12 protein-coding genes are annotated in these 15,039 nt (G+C 44.6%); 6 read left to right on the top strand and 6 right to left on the bottom strand.

Annotated elements, in window-relative coordinates:
* Positions 1 to 8: 8 nt before the first annotated feature.
* From B0H99_RS06145 to B0H99_RS06135, 3 genes are all read right to left on the bottom strand, one after another.
* Positions 9 to 2,168 (bottom strand): DNA topoisomerase III, encoded by a 2,160-nt coding sequence (locus tag B0H99_RS06145; protein WP_106532779.1) that lies wholly within the window; start codon positions 2,166 to 2,168, stop codon positions 9 to 11.
* 209 nt (positions 2,169 to 2,377) lie between these two features.
* Positions 2,378 to 2,941 carry an NADPH-dependent FMN reductase gene (locus tag B0H99_RS06140; RefSeq protein ID WP_106532778.1) on the bottom strand — a complete coding sequence of 188 codons (564 nt, stop codon included), beginning with the start codon at positions 2,939 to 2,941 and terminating at the stop codon, positions 2,378 to 2,380.
* A gap of 133 nt (positions 2,942 to 3,074) precedes the next feature.
* On the bottom strand, positions 3,075 to 4,898 hold the full coding sequence (locus tag B0H99_RS06135; RefSeq protein WP_106532777.1) for a cation:proton antiporter: 1,824 nt from the start codon (positions 4,896 to 4,898) through the stop codon (positions 3,075 to 3,077).
* A gap of 182 nt (positions 4,899 to 5,080) precedes the next feature.
* Here B0H99_RS06135 and B0H99_RS06130 point away from each other — a divergent pair, with 182 nt between their 5' ends.
* Both B0H99_RS06130 and B0H99_RS06125 read left to right on the top strand, forming a co-directional pair.
* Positions 5,081 to 5,263: an SE1832 family protein gene (locus tag B0H99_RS06130; protein WP_106532776.1), complete on the top strand. Its 183-nt coding sequence runs from the start codon at positions 5,081 to 5,083 to the stop codon at positions 5,261 to 5,263.
* A gap of 70 nt (positions 5,264 to 5,333) precedes the next feature.
* Positions 5,334 to 6,905: an ABC-F family ATP-binding cassette domain-containing protein gene (locus B0H99_RS06125; RefSeq protein ID WP_106532775.1), complete on the top strand. Its 1,572-nt coding sequence runs from the start codon at positions 5,334 to 5,336 to the stop codon at positions 6,903 to 6,905.
* Between the two features lie 42 nt (positions 6,906 to 6,947).
* Here B0H99_RS06125 and B0H99_RS06120 read toward each other — a convergent pair whose 3' ends face one another.
* The 3 genes from B0H99_RS06120 to B0H99_RS06110 all read right to left on the bottom strand — a co-directional run bounded on the left by B0H99_RS06120 (position 6,948) and on the right by B0H99_RS06110 (position 10,457).
* On the bottom strand, positions 6,948 to 8,393 hold the full coding sequence (locus B0H99_RS06120; protein ID WP_106532774.1) for a phospholipase D-like domain-containing protein: 1,446 nt from the start codon (positions 8,391 to 8,393) through the stop codon (positions 6,948 to 6,950).
* Positions 8,394 to 8,548: 155 nt separating this feature from the next.
* Positions 8,549 to 9,082: an RNA polymerase sigma factor gene (locus tag B0H99_RS06115; protein WP_106532773.1), complete on the bottom strand. Its 534-nt coding sequence runs from the start codon at positions 9,080 to 9,082 to the stop codon at positions 8,549 to 8,551.
* 133 nt (positions 9,083 to 9,215) lie between these two features.
* The gene (locus B0H99_RS06110; RefSeq protein WP_106532772.1) at positions 9,216 to 10,457 is read right to left on the bottom strand and encodes a CNNM domain-containing protein; all 1,242 of its coding nucleotides are present in this window, start codon (positions 10,455 to 10,457) and stop codon (positions 9,216 to 9,218) included.
* A gap of 148 nt (positions 10,458 to 10,605) precedes the next feature.
* Between B0H99_RS06110 and B0H99_RS06105 the strand changes: the two genes are divergently transcribed.
* From B0H99_RS06105 to B0H99_RS06090, 4 genes are all read left to right on the top strand, one after another.
* Positions 10,606 to 11,979 (top strand): dipeptidase, encoded by a 1,374-nt coding sequence (locus B0H99_RS06105; protein ID WP_106532771.1) that lies wholly within the window; start codon positions 10,606 to 10,608, stop codon positions 11,977 to 11,979.
* Between the two features lie 206 nt (positions 11,980 to 12,185).
* Positions 12,186 to 12,752, top strand: a complete 567-nt coding sequence (locus tag B0H99_RS06100) for a glycerol-3-phosphate acyltransferase (RefSeq protein WP_106532770.1) — start codon at positions 12,186 to 12,188, stop codon at positions 12,750 to 12,752.
* 132 nt (positions 12,753 to 12,884) lie between these two features.
* Complete coding sequence (locus tag B0H99_RS06095; protein WP_106532769.1) at positions 12,885 to 13,739, top strand: DegV family protein; 855 nt, start codon at positions 12,885 to 12,887, stop codon at positions 13,737 to 13,739.
* Positions 13,740 to 13,911: 172 nt separating this feature from the next.
* On the top strand, positions 13,912 to 14,931 hold the full coding sequence (locus tag B0H99_RS06090; protein ID WP_106532768.1) for a DUF2804 domain-containing protein: 1,020 nt from the start codon (positions 13,912 to 13,914) through the stop codon (positions 14,929 to 14,931).
* Positions 14,932 to 15,039 lie beyond the last annotated feature (108 nt).

Genomic DNA, 15,039 nt, shown 5'->3' with positions numbered 1-15,039 from the left:
ATGCTCTCTTAATCATTTTGGCCGAGCAATTTTTTTAATGCGTCTGCCATCGCTGTATTGACTGGCGGTTCGTCCTGCTGCTTCAGGAATTTATTGACGTCTTTTTTATTCGCCTTTGATTGCGATGATTTTTTGCGTTTTTCAAACGCCGATAATTTTTCACGATGCCCGCATTTGCAAATGAAAATCTTGCCATCGCCTTCACCTTGCATTTCCAATTTCTTATGGCAATTCGGGCAGCGGGCATTTGTCTGCATGGCTACTTGTTTTTTATAGCCGCATTCGCGGTCCTGGCAGACATTCATCTTGCCGCGTTTGCCATTGACTTCAAGAAGCGGCTTGCCGCAGTCCGGACACATTTTGCCGGTAACGTTGTCGTGCTTGAATTTTTGATCGCTTTTTTTGATATCGGATACCGATTTCTGGGCGAACGCGATCATTTCTTTCATAAATTGCTCTTTTTTCAGCTGTCCCTTGGCAATCTTGGTTAATTGCTGCTCCCAGTTTGCAGTCAGTTTCGGCGATTTCAAATCTTCCGGAGCAAGTTCCAGCAGCTGCCGCCCTTTCGACGTCGTCATGATATCGCTGCCTTTTTTCTCGATCAAGAACGTGTTGAATAGCTTGTCGATGACATCTGCGCGCGTCGCCACAGTGCCGAGACCGCCTGTTTCACCCAATGTCTGGATCAATTCTTTTGATTCGCCGGCCATAAACTGCGCCGGATTTTCCATAGCACCAAGAAGCGTTCCCTCATTAAAGAAGGCAGGCGGCTTTGTTTTTCCGTCTGTCAGCGCGATGCCTTTGATTTGGAGCTTCTGCCCTTTTTCAAACGGCGGCAATGTCGTTTCACGGTCATCCCCTTCGTCGTTGTAGATACGTTTCCAGCCTTCATTGCGGATCGTATTTCCTTTTGTTTGGAACGTTTCACCGCCGACGGCCAGCTTTACTGTCGTCTGGTCGTACTCGTGCATCGGATAAAATACCGCCAGGAAGCGTTTAACGATCAGGTCATACAGTTTCCGTTCCTTGTCGCCTAAATCGTGGAGCGGCGGCGTTTCCTCGGTCGGAATGATCGCATGGTGATCGGAAACTTTCCCATCATCAATAACGCCTTTTTGTGCGGTGACATTTCCTTTCAAAATCGTATTGGCAAGCGCCCGGTATGGTCCCATTTCAACCGCTTTGATTCGGTCTTTTAAGGTATCTTTCATATCGGAAGTCAAATGTTTCGAATCCGTCCGTGGATACGTAACGATTTTATAGCGCTCATAAAGGCCCTGCAGCGTATTGAGTGTTTCTTTTGCCGACCAGCCGAAACGTTTGTATGCTTCTTTCTGAAGTTCCGTCAAATCGAATAAAGGCGGTGCCGGTTGCCGTTTCGGCGTAATCTTGATGTCGGTTACTGTGCCTTCGTGCGTGTTGTCGAGTTTTTGGAACAGCTTATCGATTTTTTCTTTGTCAAACGACTGCGTTGAGTTGCCATCTGTCCATGTGAATGCGGCTTTGTCCGTAATTGCCTGCAAGCCGTAATATGGTTTCGGCTGGAAGTTGCGGATCTGCTTTTCACGTTCCGCGATCATCGCCAGCGTCGGTGTCTGCACACGCCCTGTTGACAGTTGCGCATTGTGTTTAACCGTCAGCGCGCGCGTTGCGTTGATGCCGACCACCCAGTCCGCTTCCGCCCGCGCGACTGCCGCCTGGAATAAATTCTCGTAAGCTTTGCCGTCTTTTAGGTTGTTGAAGCCGTCTTTGATCGCTTTATCGGTAACAGATGAAATCCACAAACGCTTGATCCGTTTGCGCGTATTCGTTTTCTCCAATATCCAGCGCGCCACCAGTTCCCCTTCGCGCCCGGCGTCGGTCGCGATGATTACTTCATTGACATCACCACGCTGTAGTAACGCTTTTACCGCGTTATACTGCTTCATCGATTGCTTGATTGGTACAAGTTTGAACGGATCCGGAAGTATCGGCAGATTCTCCATTTTCCACTCTTTATATTCAGCGTTGTATTGCTCAGGCTGCGCCTGCGTCACCAAATGGCCGAGCGCCCATGTCACAATATACTGCTTGCCTTCCAAATAACCATTGCCTTTTTGGGAACACCCTAAGACACGTGCTATGTCGCGTGCTACAGATGGTTTTTCTGCTAGTACTACTGATTTCATTTTGTTTCACCCTCATTTCTACAGAAATTATTATAGCATCTTCGGCTTTCCAGAGGAAAAGATGCGGCAGAATCATATTGGAGACTCAATAGAGCGTATTTTAATCTGAAAGGTGCATACTTTGAAATTTCCTGCATACAAAACTTTTACATTAACCGAGCAGATCTATCCAAAACAAAAAACCTCCCGCGGGAGGTTTTTCTCTTATCTCAATGATTGTCCAGTGTAACCTTAGACAAATGCTGGCTCATTTCGGCATATTGGACAAAGACGCGTGCCAGTTCGCGAAGGCGATTGTGGACATCGTCATTGATGATCGTATTGCTTGCATCGAAATGGCTCGAATGCGTATAAACGTAATTAGGCGTCACCAGGCAACGGAAATAGTCGAGTATCGGTTTCAATTGGTTTTCAATAACCAAGTGATGTTGATAAGTTCCGCCGTTTGCCACAATCGATACCGGCTTATAGCGCATTGTATGTGGATGCAGCATATCGAATGTGTTTTTTAATACGCCAGGAATCGAGCCCTGGAAAATCGGCGATGCGATGATATAGCCATCTGCATCTTCAAAACGGCGCACAATTTCCCGCATGTCGTCGTTATACTCGGCAAGCGGCCGGCCATCGACGAATTGATGGTCGAATTCAGACAGACGCAGTACTTTCAATTCCATATTTGGATTGAATTCTTGTATATACGTGTTGATTTGCTCAAGAATGGCACCGGTTTTGCTGCCAATAATTGTTCCGTCCACTAACAAAATTTTCATTTTTAAATCCTCCCTGAATACTCCATTGGTTCCTCATTCTGCATGAAATTCCGCAAAGCGGATCACCTGTTGCCTTTATCATAGCAAAGAAGGATTCCGAACACGTATAAAAAAACCTTGCGAACTGGAGATTTCATTCTTTTGACTGAGGCAGAGCTTTCAAGCGGTTCGTATCAATCTTTTCTTGCAGGCGCCCTTGCTGATACGCCGGCGGTGAAAAACTAACGATTATGTCCCCATTTTTAGGTTCCACTCCCTGATCGGACGTGAAGAAATCAATGCGCCCGAGCGTGCGTTTTACAAACAGAGGAATGGTGCCGGCCGCCCCGTTTCTCTTGAAATCGTCGTAGGTGAACTGGTCAGTCAGCGGAGTTTTCCGAAAGCTATAGCCTTCCCCTAATTTTTTATCCAGTTCGAGTATGTTCCATTCATCGCCGAACAAATTCCTGCCGCTAAGTGATGAATGGAAAACAGTCGGATCGCCGACTTGCAATGCAGTCTGGTAAAGGTTTCCGCGGCCCAGTTCCGGCACAAAATTACTGACAACGAGTGAATTGTACGCATCGGTCTCGGTCGCCACCACCATTGTTTCATATGGCATCAAATCCACTTCATACTCGGTATGCTCTGATAATATCTCACCTGCATGAACCGGAATTCCAGTCAGCCGGGCTTCTTGCAACCTTCCCCAAGCCGAATCGATGATCAAAACATTTTTATTTAAATCCAATAAAGTTTTTGCAAGCAGGGTAGCGAATTTACTGGCTCCTACGATAATGATTCCTGGTTCAGCGGAAGATGCCAAGCCTAGTTTCCGGCCGAGCCACCCAATTGTAAAACCGTGCGCTACTACGGTCGCCAACACGAGCGCAAAGGTCAAGGCCGTCAACAGCTCCGCATCTTGAAAGCCCGCATCCAACAAAGTACTGGCAAAATAGCCGGAAACCGTAAGCGCTACAATGCCCCTCGGAGCAATCCATCCGACAAGTATTTTTTCCTGTACCGTCATATCTGTGCCAATTGTGGACATCCAAATCGATAATGGCCGGACAATAAAAAGCATTGCCAAAACAAAAACAATAATTCGCCAATTAAAGATGCCGATTAAAATATCCAACGGAATCGACGCCGTCAGCATGACAAAAATGCTTGAAATGAGCAGCACCGAAATGTTTTCTTTGAAATGGCGCATGTCATTGATTGAGGAGATGTGCATATTGGCCATCGCCATTCCCATCGCGGTCACTGCAAGCAAGCCGGTTTCATGCATCACTATATCCGACAGTGTAAAGGTCAGCAAGACCACTGCAAATACCATAGGAGATTTTAAATATTCCGGAACCATGCCTTTTTCGAATAGCCAACCCATCGCACGCCCCGCTACTATGCCAAGCAAAATTGCAAAAAGCGAAGCTAAAAAGAACAAACCGAACGCTGCCGCCGTTTCATCCCCTTTCGCAAAAAGCACAAATTGAAACGCAAATAGCGCAAGCAGCGCACCAAACGGATCAACGATAATGCCTTCCCACTTTAAAATGGCTGCTGGCCGCGATGCCAGTTTAGATTGCCGCAGCATAGGCAGGATTACAGTCGGTCCTGTGACGATAAACAAACCGCCGATCACAAATGCAACCGCCCATGATAATCCTGCCATATAGTGAGCTGCAAGCGACCCTGCGATCCAGGCAATAAACGCCCCTACGGTAACTATTCGCCAAACCGGTTTATTGAAGCCTTTTATTTCCTTGAAATCCAAATTCAAACTTCCTTCAAATAAAATAATCGCCACTGCTAAAGAAATGATCGGATTGAACATTTCTCCAAAACTTTCGGCAGGATGAATGATATTGAGCAATGGTCCAGCAAGAAGACCTGCTATGGACATAAGAACAATAGCCGGCAGTTGCAAACGCCAAGCAATCCATTGAGATAGAATCCCTAAAAAGATGATTAGCATTAAATCGAATAATAATGTATCGATGGTTTTTTGCCTCCTTAACCTGTGCCTTTTCTAAGGTGTATTTTCTTAATTCGAACATTATAAAGGTTTTATCGCTCCAAGGGAAAGAACTTGCAAGTCGTGAGGGATTTAAAAAAGTTTTTTCTATGCTATAATGATAGAAAAATAAGGGTGATTTTGTGAGCAGACAGGAAATTGAGTTTGAAATTGCTGAACTGAAATCCGATTATGTACGCCATCAAGGCGATATTGAAAAGTTGGAAACAACCGGACATGCCCGCATGGTGGAACAAGCAGAAGAGCGTTTAGAAAAAATGGAACAACGATTAGCCGAATTAAATCGAAAACTCGCGGAATTGTAGCCGCGATTTTTTTTTGATATGAGATGCCTTGCCACTTGCATATTCTTAACATTTTGGAGGAATTTATTAAATGAGTTTATTGACAGTAGAAAACTTGAGCCACACGTTTGGAGACCGCACACTTTTTAACAATGTGTCATTTCGGTTGGTTGAAGGCGAACATGTAGGGCTTGTCGGCGCGAATGGCGTCGGAAAATCAACATTGATGAACATCCTGACGGGCAACTTGATCCACGATGACGGCCGCGTGGAGTGGCAGCCAAAGACCCATTACGGGTATTTGGACCAGCATACACAGTTGACACCGGGACGGACAATCCGCGAAACGTTGCAAGATGCGTTCTTGCCTCTATATAAGAAAGAACAGGAATTGAACGATATCGCCATGCAGATGGGCGATGCAAGCCCGGAACGCCTTGAAGAGTTATTGGAAGAAATGGCTGAAGCGCAAGACGCCCTTGATGCCGGCGACTTCTATACGCTGGATGTAAAAATCGAGGAAATTTCGCGCGGGCTTGGCTTAGATGCAATCGGTCTGGAGCGCAACGTCGAGGCGCTTTCCGGTGGCCAGCGAACAAAATTATTGCTGGCGAAACTGCTTCTTGAAAAACCGAAAGTTTTACTGCTCGATGAGCCGACCAACTATTTGGATGAAGAGCATATCCAATGGCTCGTCAATTACTTGAAAAACTATCCGCATGCTTTCTTGTTGATTTCGCATGATACGGAATTCATGAGCAGCGTCACAGGCGTCATCTTCCATTTGGAGTTCTCACGTTTGAGCCGCTATACAGCGACCTACGAGAAATTTATCGAACTTGCAGAATTGGCGAAACAGCAGCATTTGGATGCTTATGAAAAACAAGCTGATATGATCAAGAAAACAGAAACGTTCATTGCGAAAAACAAAGCCCGCGCTTCAACGACCGGCCGCGCAAAATCCCGCCAGAAATTGCTTGATCGCATGGACCGGATCGAAAAACCGGAAATCGCAGCAAAACCGCAGTTTGCATTTAAAGAAACGCGCAGCCCTAGCCGCTATGTTGTTGAAGCGGAAGAATTGGTCATCGGCTATAACAAACCGCTTATGCCCCCGTTGTCGTTCATGATTGAACGCGGCGAAAAAATTGCCCTTGTCGGCATGAATGGTGTTGGTAAATCTACGCTCCTTAAAACGATGCTTGGCAAAATCAAACCATTGGACGGCGAAGTGATCCGCGGCGAATACTTGACGCCAAGTTACTTTGAACAAGAAGTAAAAGCACCAACACACACACCGCTTGACGAGATTTGGTCCGCTTATCCGAGTATGGAACAGGGCCAAGTGCGCGGAGCCCTAGCCCGTACTGGATTGAAAAGCGAACACATCTCGCGTTCAATGGCTCAGCTCAGCGGTGGCGAACAGGCGAAAGTGCGTTTATGCAAATTGATGCTTGAAGAAAGCAACTGGCTCCTATTCGATGAGCCGACAAACCACTTGGATGTCGACGCGAAGGCAGAATTGAAACGCGCCATGCAAGCTTACAAGGGCACAATCGTCCTTGTCAGCCACGAACCGGAATTTTACGAAGGCCTCGTAACTAAAGTTTGGAACGTCGAAGAATGGATCAATGCAGGCAAACAGCCGCAAGAACAAAAATAAGATAAGCAAAGCCCCAGCTGAAATTATAGCTGGGGCTTTTTGTTAATAAGTCGTTAGCTTAAAGAGCTTTTGGAAACCATATACACTGCGCTGGAAAAAGGAAAAGCTGCTTTGGTACTCGCCTGTATCCAGAGTATAAAGAGCATCTTCATTGTTCCAAAGGCGAGTAAAGTAAGTATCCATTTCCTCTGCCAAATCACTGTCATTCGGTGCAATGATGCGTATGTTGCTTTCCAGGTTGTAATCATCAAGCGCGCGTTCTGTGTAATTTGCTGCTCCTGCAGAAATAATCGTTTCTTTGTCCGTTTGAATCATGATTGTTTTTGTATGGAACTGTCCGATGAATGCATTGTACCAGCGCACCTTTAAATTATCCCCTGCTTCTCTCAACATTCCGTTGACAGCCGGCCGATTCGGCAGCCCTGTTTTTTTATTGCCGAAAGAATTTTCGTTTGGATCAAGAATCATTTGGACAGCAACACCGCGATCAGCTGCATCCGTTAATGCGTTCAAGACTTCCGTTTCAGAAATGAAAAACATCCCCAGCCAGATTAAATCACCTTTTTGCGTGGCGGAAATATCTTTGAGCAAGGCATCGTGAATTTTCTTTTCTGTAATATACTGCGCTTGATAAGGCCCGTCTTGTTCCTGCGCTTTTATTCTCGGTAAATCAGGACCGCCTGACAATTTTGAGACCGCTTCTTCTGATTCAAGCATATCGTTGAGGACAGGGCCGCTCACTTTAAAAGCCATATTCCCGTGAAAACCACTAGCATCATGCGGATTGGCTGAACTGACAATCGCTTCTTTTTCTGTAATGACTGCCTTGCGGTGATTGGCCTTAACATTCATTAGGTTAGCGTAAGATGACATTTTCATTTTCGGCGCTTCGCTTGACATGCCATTGGCAATCCACCCCTCTTCACCGAAATCGAACCATTGGAAGAAAATCCGGTACAACCCCGAGTAGATAGGAACTGAATCACGAAGTACGGTTAAGTCCGTGTAAACCACTTCCACTCCTGCCTCTTTCAGACTATCGATCAGCTTGCTTTCGTATGAGCCATAGCCATTATTGACTGGATCTGTAATAAAGAAGATTGGTAAATCTGGATCTTTTTCTTTTTTCACCAACAAATGCTCGGTCAAAGATCCCGCTACTTTCGGAAAGTCGATTTTTTGATCGTTGTAATTATCAAATAAAAAAAAGTCCAATACAATAAAATCTTCAGCCTGGTCAATTACTTGGTTGATCTCTTCAAAGATCTGCAATTCATGTTCAGCATTTGTCCCTTTCTTATCTTGGGCGAATGACAAATCATAGAACATGTCCACAGTTTCCACATTATGCAATTCACCTTCATATGAAACACCTTCAGGCAATGGCTTATAGGTATGCCATAGCATTACACCCACATATAGTAATATAAAAACAGCCGTTAAACCCACTAGCGCCTGTTTTTTCCTGCTCCATTTCTTTCTGTTCATATTCTTCCCCCTCGCCTACATTATAGCAGTAAGGATTGGAAAGATTTTTTATTTTTCAATGCAAAAAGAACCGACCTAACCGGTCGGCTCTTTTTAGTGATCATACCCTCGGGGTCATATGCCACTCTGGTTGTTTCATTTCTCGGGAAGATCGATTAAGCTGTAACGTATTCGCGGGTGCGCGCATCTTCGATCAGCATGTCCTTCAAACGCTGCTTTCCACGGAACAAGCGGGATTTCACTGTGCCGATCGACACTTTCATTGTTTCCGCAATTTCAATCAACGATAATTGATGAACATAAAAATAAAGAATTGTGGTCCGATAAATGCCATCCAACTCTGCAATCTTGGTACGGATCATCGTAGAGACATCCTGTTGCTCCAATAGTTCGGCTGCTCCTGCTTCTTCAGAAGCGATCAAGTCAAGAAGCGATACGTCCAAACCTTCCGGCTGATGCATCATGTGTTTGCTGCGACGCACGTTTTTGCGGTAACGGTCGCGGAAGGTATTCATGCAAATCGTCGTCAGCCAAGCTTTCGCATGTTCTACTTTGTCTATAGAAGCTTCGTAGCGGACTACTTTCAGCCAAACCTCCTGCATCAAATCTTCTGCCTCCGCTTTATTGCGCGTTAGCTTCAAGCATAAATGATAAATATAGCGGCTATATTCTGTGTATAATTGTTCCATCTTTCTTGCCCCCGTCCGTTTTTCTTATTAACTTCATTTTGCCGGAAACATTTCTTTCACTCTATCGCATCTACTTTCATTTTTCTTACAAAGATGTAATAAAGAAAAAACTCCCTGCCCGTAGGCAGAGAGTTTATGCAAAGATTTCTTCATTGGTTTTGGTAATGGTCAACCTGACAATCCGGTTTCGGTCCATTTCGTTGATCTCGACATGAAGATTCTCGTAATCGAATTGTTCCCCTTCGTCGGGTACATGGCCCAATTGCTGCATAACAAAACCGGCGATCGTATCATGATCATTTGGTACATTCACACGGAACAGCGTATTGACGTCATCAATTTCTAAGCGGCCATGGCAAGACAGCTTATCCTCAGTCATTTCAAAAATCAGTTCTTCTTCTTCGATATCGGTTTCATCTTCAATGTCCTGGCCGATCATTTCTTCGATAATGTCTTCGTGCGTTACGATTCCCAAGGTTCCGCCGTATTCATCCAAAATGACAGCCATATGCTTTTTCTTGGACAACATCAACTTGAATACTTTTTCCACGCTTACGGATTGGACAACGAACAGCGGATTATCATCCATCAGTTCTTCTAAGGTCAGATTGGGGTTCATCGACCACTCAATCAGCTTTTTCGAATAAAACAGCCCAACCACATTATCCATGCTCTCTTCATACACCGGGTAACGCGTATAAGAAGATTCCAAGATTAGGTCCCGCACTTCCTCATATGTAGCGCCAATCGAAATTCCAACGATGTCTGTCCGGTGAGCTGACATGACGTCCGAGACATCTTTATTCGGAAAGTCCAAAATCCCTTTTATCCGTTCCGATTCTTCTTCTTCAAATGTGCCTTCCGTCGATGCAATATCGACCATGGTCCGCAATTCCTCTTTTGAAATCGTCGCTTCTTTTACTGCACCTTTGGAGATGATGCGAATAAAAATACTGGTGAACTGCGATAATAGCCAAGTGATCGGCTTGAGTACGATAACAAGAAACGCAATAACAGGAAACACAAGATAAGCAACGCGGTCTGAAAAAGTTGCCGCGATTGTTTTCGGAAGCACTTCACCAAAAATGATAAGAACAAGGGTCAATACGGCTGTTGCTACCCCTACTTCCCATCCTCTCGTTAATGCAATTGTTGTCACAAGCGTCGGAAGCATGATGTTAGCAATATTGTTTGCAATCAACATTGTAGTAATCATCTGGTCCGGCTTCGCAATCAGCTTTTGCAGCCGCTGCGATTTCGCGTCGCCCTGCTCTGCGCGAAGCTGGACCTTCATCCTGTTAACCGCTGTTAAAGCCGTTTCGCTTCCGGAAAAGAAAAACGACATACATAAAAAAAATCCCAATGCTATAAACAAATCAGTTCCCCCATTTTATTGAAGCCAAAATTTTACGAAACTTTCTATAGTAAGAATTATAGCATATGAATTTTCAGCGTGTCGAAAACTGAACTGCATATGCTATAATTTTTTCATAATTAAAAATAAAAGAAGCGAGGTACAGCAAATGAATCCACAAGCAATAGATACATATTTTAAGGAATATCGCGAAACGCACCTGGAAGAACTAAAAGCATTTTTGCGCATTCCTTCTGTCAGCTCTCTTTCAGAGCATAAAGAAGATGTCCGCAGCGCAGCTGAATGGCTGAAGGCATCCATGGAAAAAGCAGGATTGGAAAATGTGAAAGTCGACGAAACTGCTGGCCACCCGGTCGTCTACGCAGACTGGCTCCATGCTGAAGGAAAACCGACCGTTCTTGTATATGGCCATTACGACGTCCAGCCGGTCGACCCGCTTCATTTATGGGAAACCGGCCCTTTTGATCCGCAAGTACGCGACAATAAACTTTATGCACGCGGCGCAAGCGATGATAAAGGCCAAACCTTCATGCACGTGAAAGCAGTAGAAGCTTTGCTTCAATTGAACGGGGAACTTCCGGTAAACATGAAGTTCATCATCGAAGGCGAAGAAGAAATCGGCAGCCCGAACCTTCCAGTCTATGTGCAAGAAAATCAGGAATTATTGAAAGCCGATCTGATCGTCATTTCTGATACAGGAATGCAGGGCCCTGGGCGTCCTGCTGTTTGCTACGGCCTTCGTGGTTTAGCTGGTATCCAGATTGATTTGACAGGCCCTAAAGGCGATTTGCACTCTGGCCTATATGGCGGAGCGGTGCAAAACCCGCTGCATGCCATCTCAGAAATTCTGGCTTCTTTCCATGATGAAGACGGCGTCATTACTGTCGATGGCTTTTACGACAACCTTGTGCCGGTCTCTGATGAAGAACGCGCTGAATTTGCGGCTTTGCCCTTCGATCTTGATGAAGAGAAAAAAGCGCTTGGCATTACCGAAGACTTCGGCGAAAAAGGCTATTCGTTCATCGAACGGACTTGGATTCGTCCAACATTGGAAATCAACGGGATTACAGGGGGCTTCTCAGGAGAAGGCATCAAGACTGTCTTGCCATCAGAAGCCAGCGCGAAGATCACGTGCCGTCTAGTGCCAGGCCAAGACCCGGATGATATCGTCGCAAAATTGAAAGCGCATGTTGAAAGCCACAAACCGGCTGGAGTGACTGTTTCGATTTCCGAATTCGATAAAGGAAAGCCGTTCCTTACCCCGTATGATCACCCGGCAATTCAAGCAGCCGGCCGCTCATACGAAAAAGTATATAAAGTTCCTACCGCATTCACACGCATGGGCGGATCTGTTCCGATTGTTGCAGCATTCGATGAAATTTTAGGATTGCCAGTAGTATTAATGGGCTTTGGCCTGTCTTCTGAAAACTTCCATGCACCAAACGAACACTTTCATCTTGAAAACTTTGATCAAGGGCTTCGCGTTATCAGCGATTACTTGTTCGAAGCCGCTAATTTATAAAAAAAGCACAGGCCATTCCGAATCTTGGAATGGCCTTTTTGATTTTCAAAAAAGACACCGAGCATTTTTCATCCTAATTCCAACATTCACTTCTATTTAACCGACTCCTTTTTCCACCTTATCCCCACTTCTTTCCCTCTTTAGACCTTCCTTTCTCTCGCATGAACTGCTTTAATTATTGTAACAACCTTATTAGGAGGCCTTTAATGATTGCTTACTGGATTATATCCTATGTCATCGGAAATTTATTGACGGCTTGGTGGATAGGCAAATGGAAAGGCGTCGATTTGCGAAATGAGTTGAGCGGCAACCTTGGAGCCCGGAATGCCGGTGCAGTCATCGGAAAATCCGCTTTTTTTCTTACGTTTCTTGGGGATGCCGGGAAATCAGTCTTTGTCATCTGGCTTGGTTGGCATTTTCAATTCGACTTGCTGATCATTGCTATTGGAGGTCTTTTAGTCATTTGCGGCCACTTGTTTCCTATTTGGCTTAAAGGGCGCGGTGGGAAAGGCATTGCTTCGTTTATCGGTGTGACTCTCTTTTTGACACCTAAGCTTTTTCTTGTCATGTTCATCGTTTTCGCGCTGTTTTTGCCATTTGTCAGAAGCGCAACATTAACCATGCTTTTTAGTTACGCCGCCTTTATTGCGGCCGCCATTTTCTGGCATCAATTAGACTGGATATGGCCGCTGATCATCGCCATCATCCTAATCTTGATCAGGCATCAAAAAGATTTAAAAGAATCCTTCGATAACCGTTTTTCAAAAGTTTAATATTATTCATAGATTAGTAATTTCCTTATGCTATTTAACCTAGTTCTTTTAATTGCAGGATTAAGCTGACGAGGCATTATTATTAATGGTATAGTTTTATTATTCAAATTTTATAAAGGTGGGATGTTTTAGATGAAAAAACCATTTGCTTGGATATTAGACAGCACGGCATATGTAACCGACGAATTTAAAGCTCATCCAGATGTCTACATAGTTCCCTTGAATCTTCATTTTGGTTTAGAAGAATTTGTAGATGGGGTGGATCTGTCAAATGAACAGTTGTATCAACGCATCAAAGCCGCTCCCGAATTCCCCAAAACATCGCAGCCTTCTGCCGGAAAATTTGCAGAGCTCTACGAAAAACTTAAAGAAGAATACGAGTGTGGGATTGCCATTCACGCTTCCGCGAAATTAAGCGGAACAATCGCTTCTTCTGTATCCGGTGCCCAGATGAGCGATTTCAAATTATACGCTGTCGATTCACTGGCTCTGTCCTATGGATTATCCGGCTTGCTTGAAAGAGGGATGGAATTGGCCGCCCAAGGGCTTGAAGCAGAAAAAATCGCGCTTCAGTTGAAAGCTGAAACCAAAAATTTCCGCAACTATATCTTAATCGGCAACTTGACCCAGCTTTACAAAGGTGGCCGAATGAGCGGAGCGCAGTATTATATTGGCAGTTTGCTGCAAGTAAAGCCGATTGTCCAGCTGACTCCTGAAGGGGAATTGGCGCCAATCGACAAAGTCCGCTCCCATAAAAAAGCGGTTCAATATTTGTTGAACCACGCTAAAAAAGATTACGAAGAATACGGAGTGAATTATTTCCAAGTGATTCATGCCAACATTCCAGCTGAAGCTGAGAGCCTTAAGCAGGAAGTGCTGAAGTTTGCTCCGGAAGCAAATGTATTAACCGGCAATATCAGCTCTTCCCTGGCAGTCCATGCCGGAGAAGGAACACTCGCCCTTATGTGGAGAAAGCCACCTCAGTAAAAGTTTATACAAAGTTTCTTAAAATAAGCACAATGAACCAAAAATACAGCTCTAGCTACCGGTATTACAATAATCTCTAGCTTGGCCAGTTCTATTGCAACCCCTTCTGTACTCACTTTCTTTCCTTAGTCTGCTACAATAAAGAAAGAGAATAAGGTGCGAGGTGGATTTAATGCAGCATGTAGAACGGGAACTTACAGAACACGTAATGCTTTGTGATGCAAAAGGCCAATTAAATCCTAACGCCATCGGCTTTGCTAGAGAGCCGCTTATCGAATGCAATTTGCGGGGGAATTTTCTGCGGAAGAAAAAATGGAACTATTGGTGTGTTTTCGGGGAAGATTTAATGTTTTCCGCTACTATCAGCCATTTGGATTATGCCACGATCTGCAACGTATACTTTTTAAATTATGAAACACTGCGTTTTCAAGAGAAAACCGTTATTCTTCCCTTTACCCGCCAATTAAAACTTCCGGGCCAAGTATTGGAAAGCAGTTTTTTCCGCCATGATGAAATGGCCATCCAGTTCGATTACAGCCAAAACAAAACGCATATTTCAGTAACGATAGATGATTTTGAAGGTGAATCCCTGCAAGCTGATTTGGAAGTGCTTCATCCAGAGACGCACGATTCGTTGAATGTCGTCATTCCATGGAACCGACAAACCTTCCAGTTTACCGGGAAACACCTCTCTCTTCCGACTTCTGGTTCTGTTAAAATTGGCAGCCAGCGATTCGAATTTGATGTTGATGACAGTTACTCCATTCTGGATTATGGTAGAGGCGTTTGGCCTCGTGAAACTTCATGGAACTGGGCCATGGCTTCGCAACGCTTTCATGGCAAAGTTATCGGATTGAACTTTGGAGGCAAATGGACGGACGGCACAGGAATGACTGAAAATGCTTTTTTCATTAATGGCAAAATGACGAAAATTCATGAAGATGTCTTGTTCCGATATAATCGGGAAAATTACAAAGAACCGTGGCTCATTCACACAAAATTTTCAGATGATGTAAGATTGACGTTTATTCCATTTTTTGAACGCATTTCCAAAACGGATGTGCGGCTCGTTAAATCAGAAATCCATCAGCTTTTTGGCTATTATACCGGCTATGTCCGCGAGCCTGATGGCAAAAAAGTGAAGATTCTCCAAATGCTTGGAGCAATTGAGGAACATCATGCTAAATGGTAAAAGAGGCGCCTAAGGTAGTGACCCCTTAAAGTTAGAGTTTCAGTTATGCAGCTAATTGGCTGGCATGAATTCGGTAGTTCACCGGGCTCATGCCGGCCAATTTTTGTT

Origin of the sequence: Planomicrobium soli, assembly GCF_003014655.1 — a bacterium.
GTDB lineage: Bacteria > Bacillota > Bacilli > Bacillales_A > Planococcaceae > Planococcus > Planococcus soli_B.
Note: the sequence above shows the minus strand (reverse complement) of the source record. Positions and strands in the feature narration are given on the sequence as shown.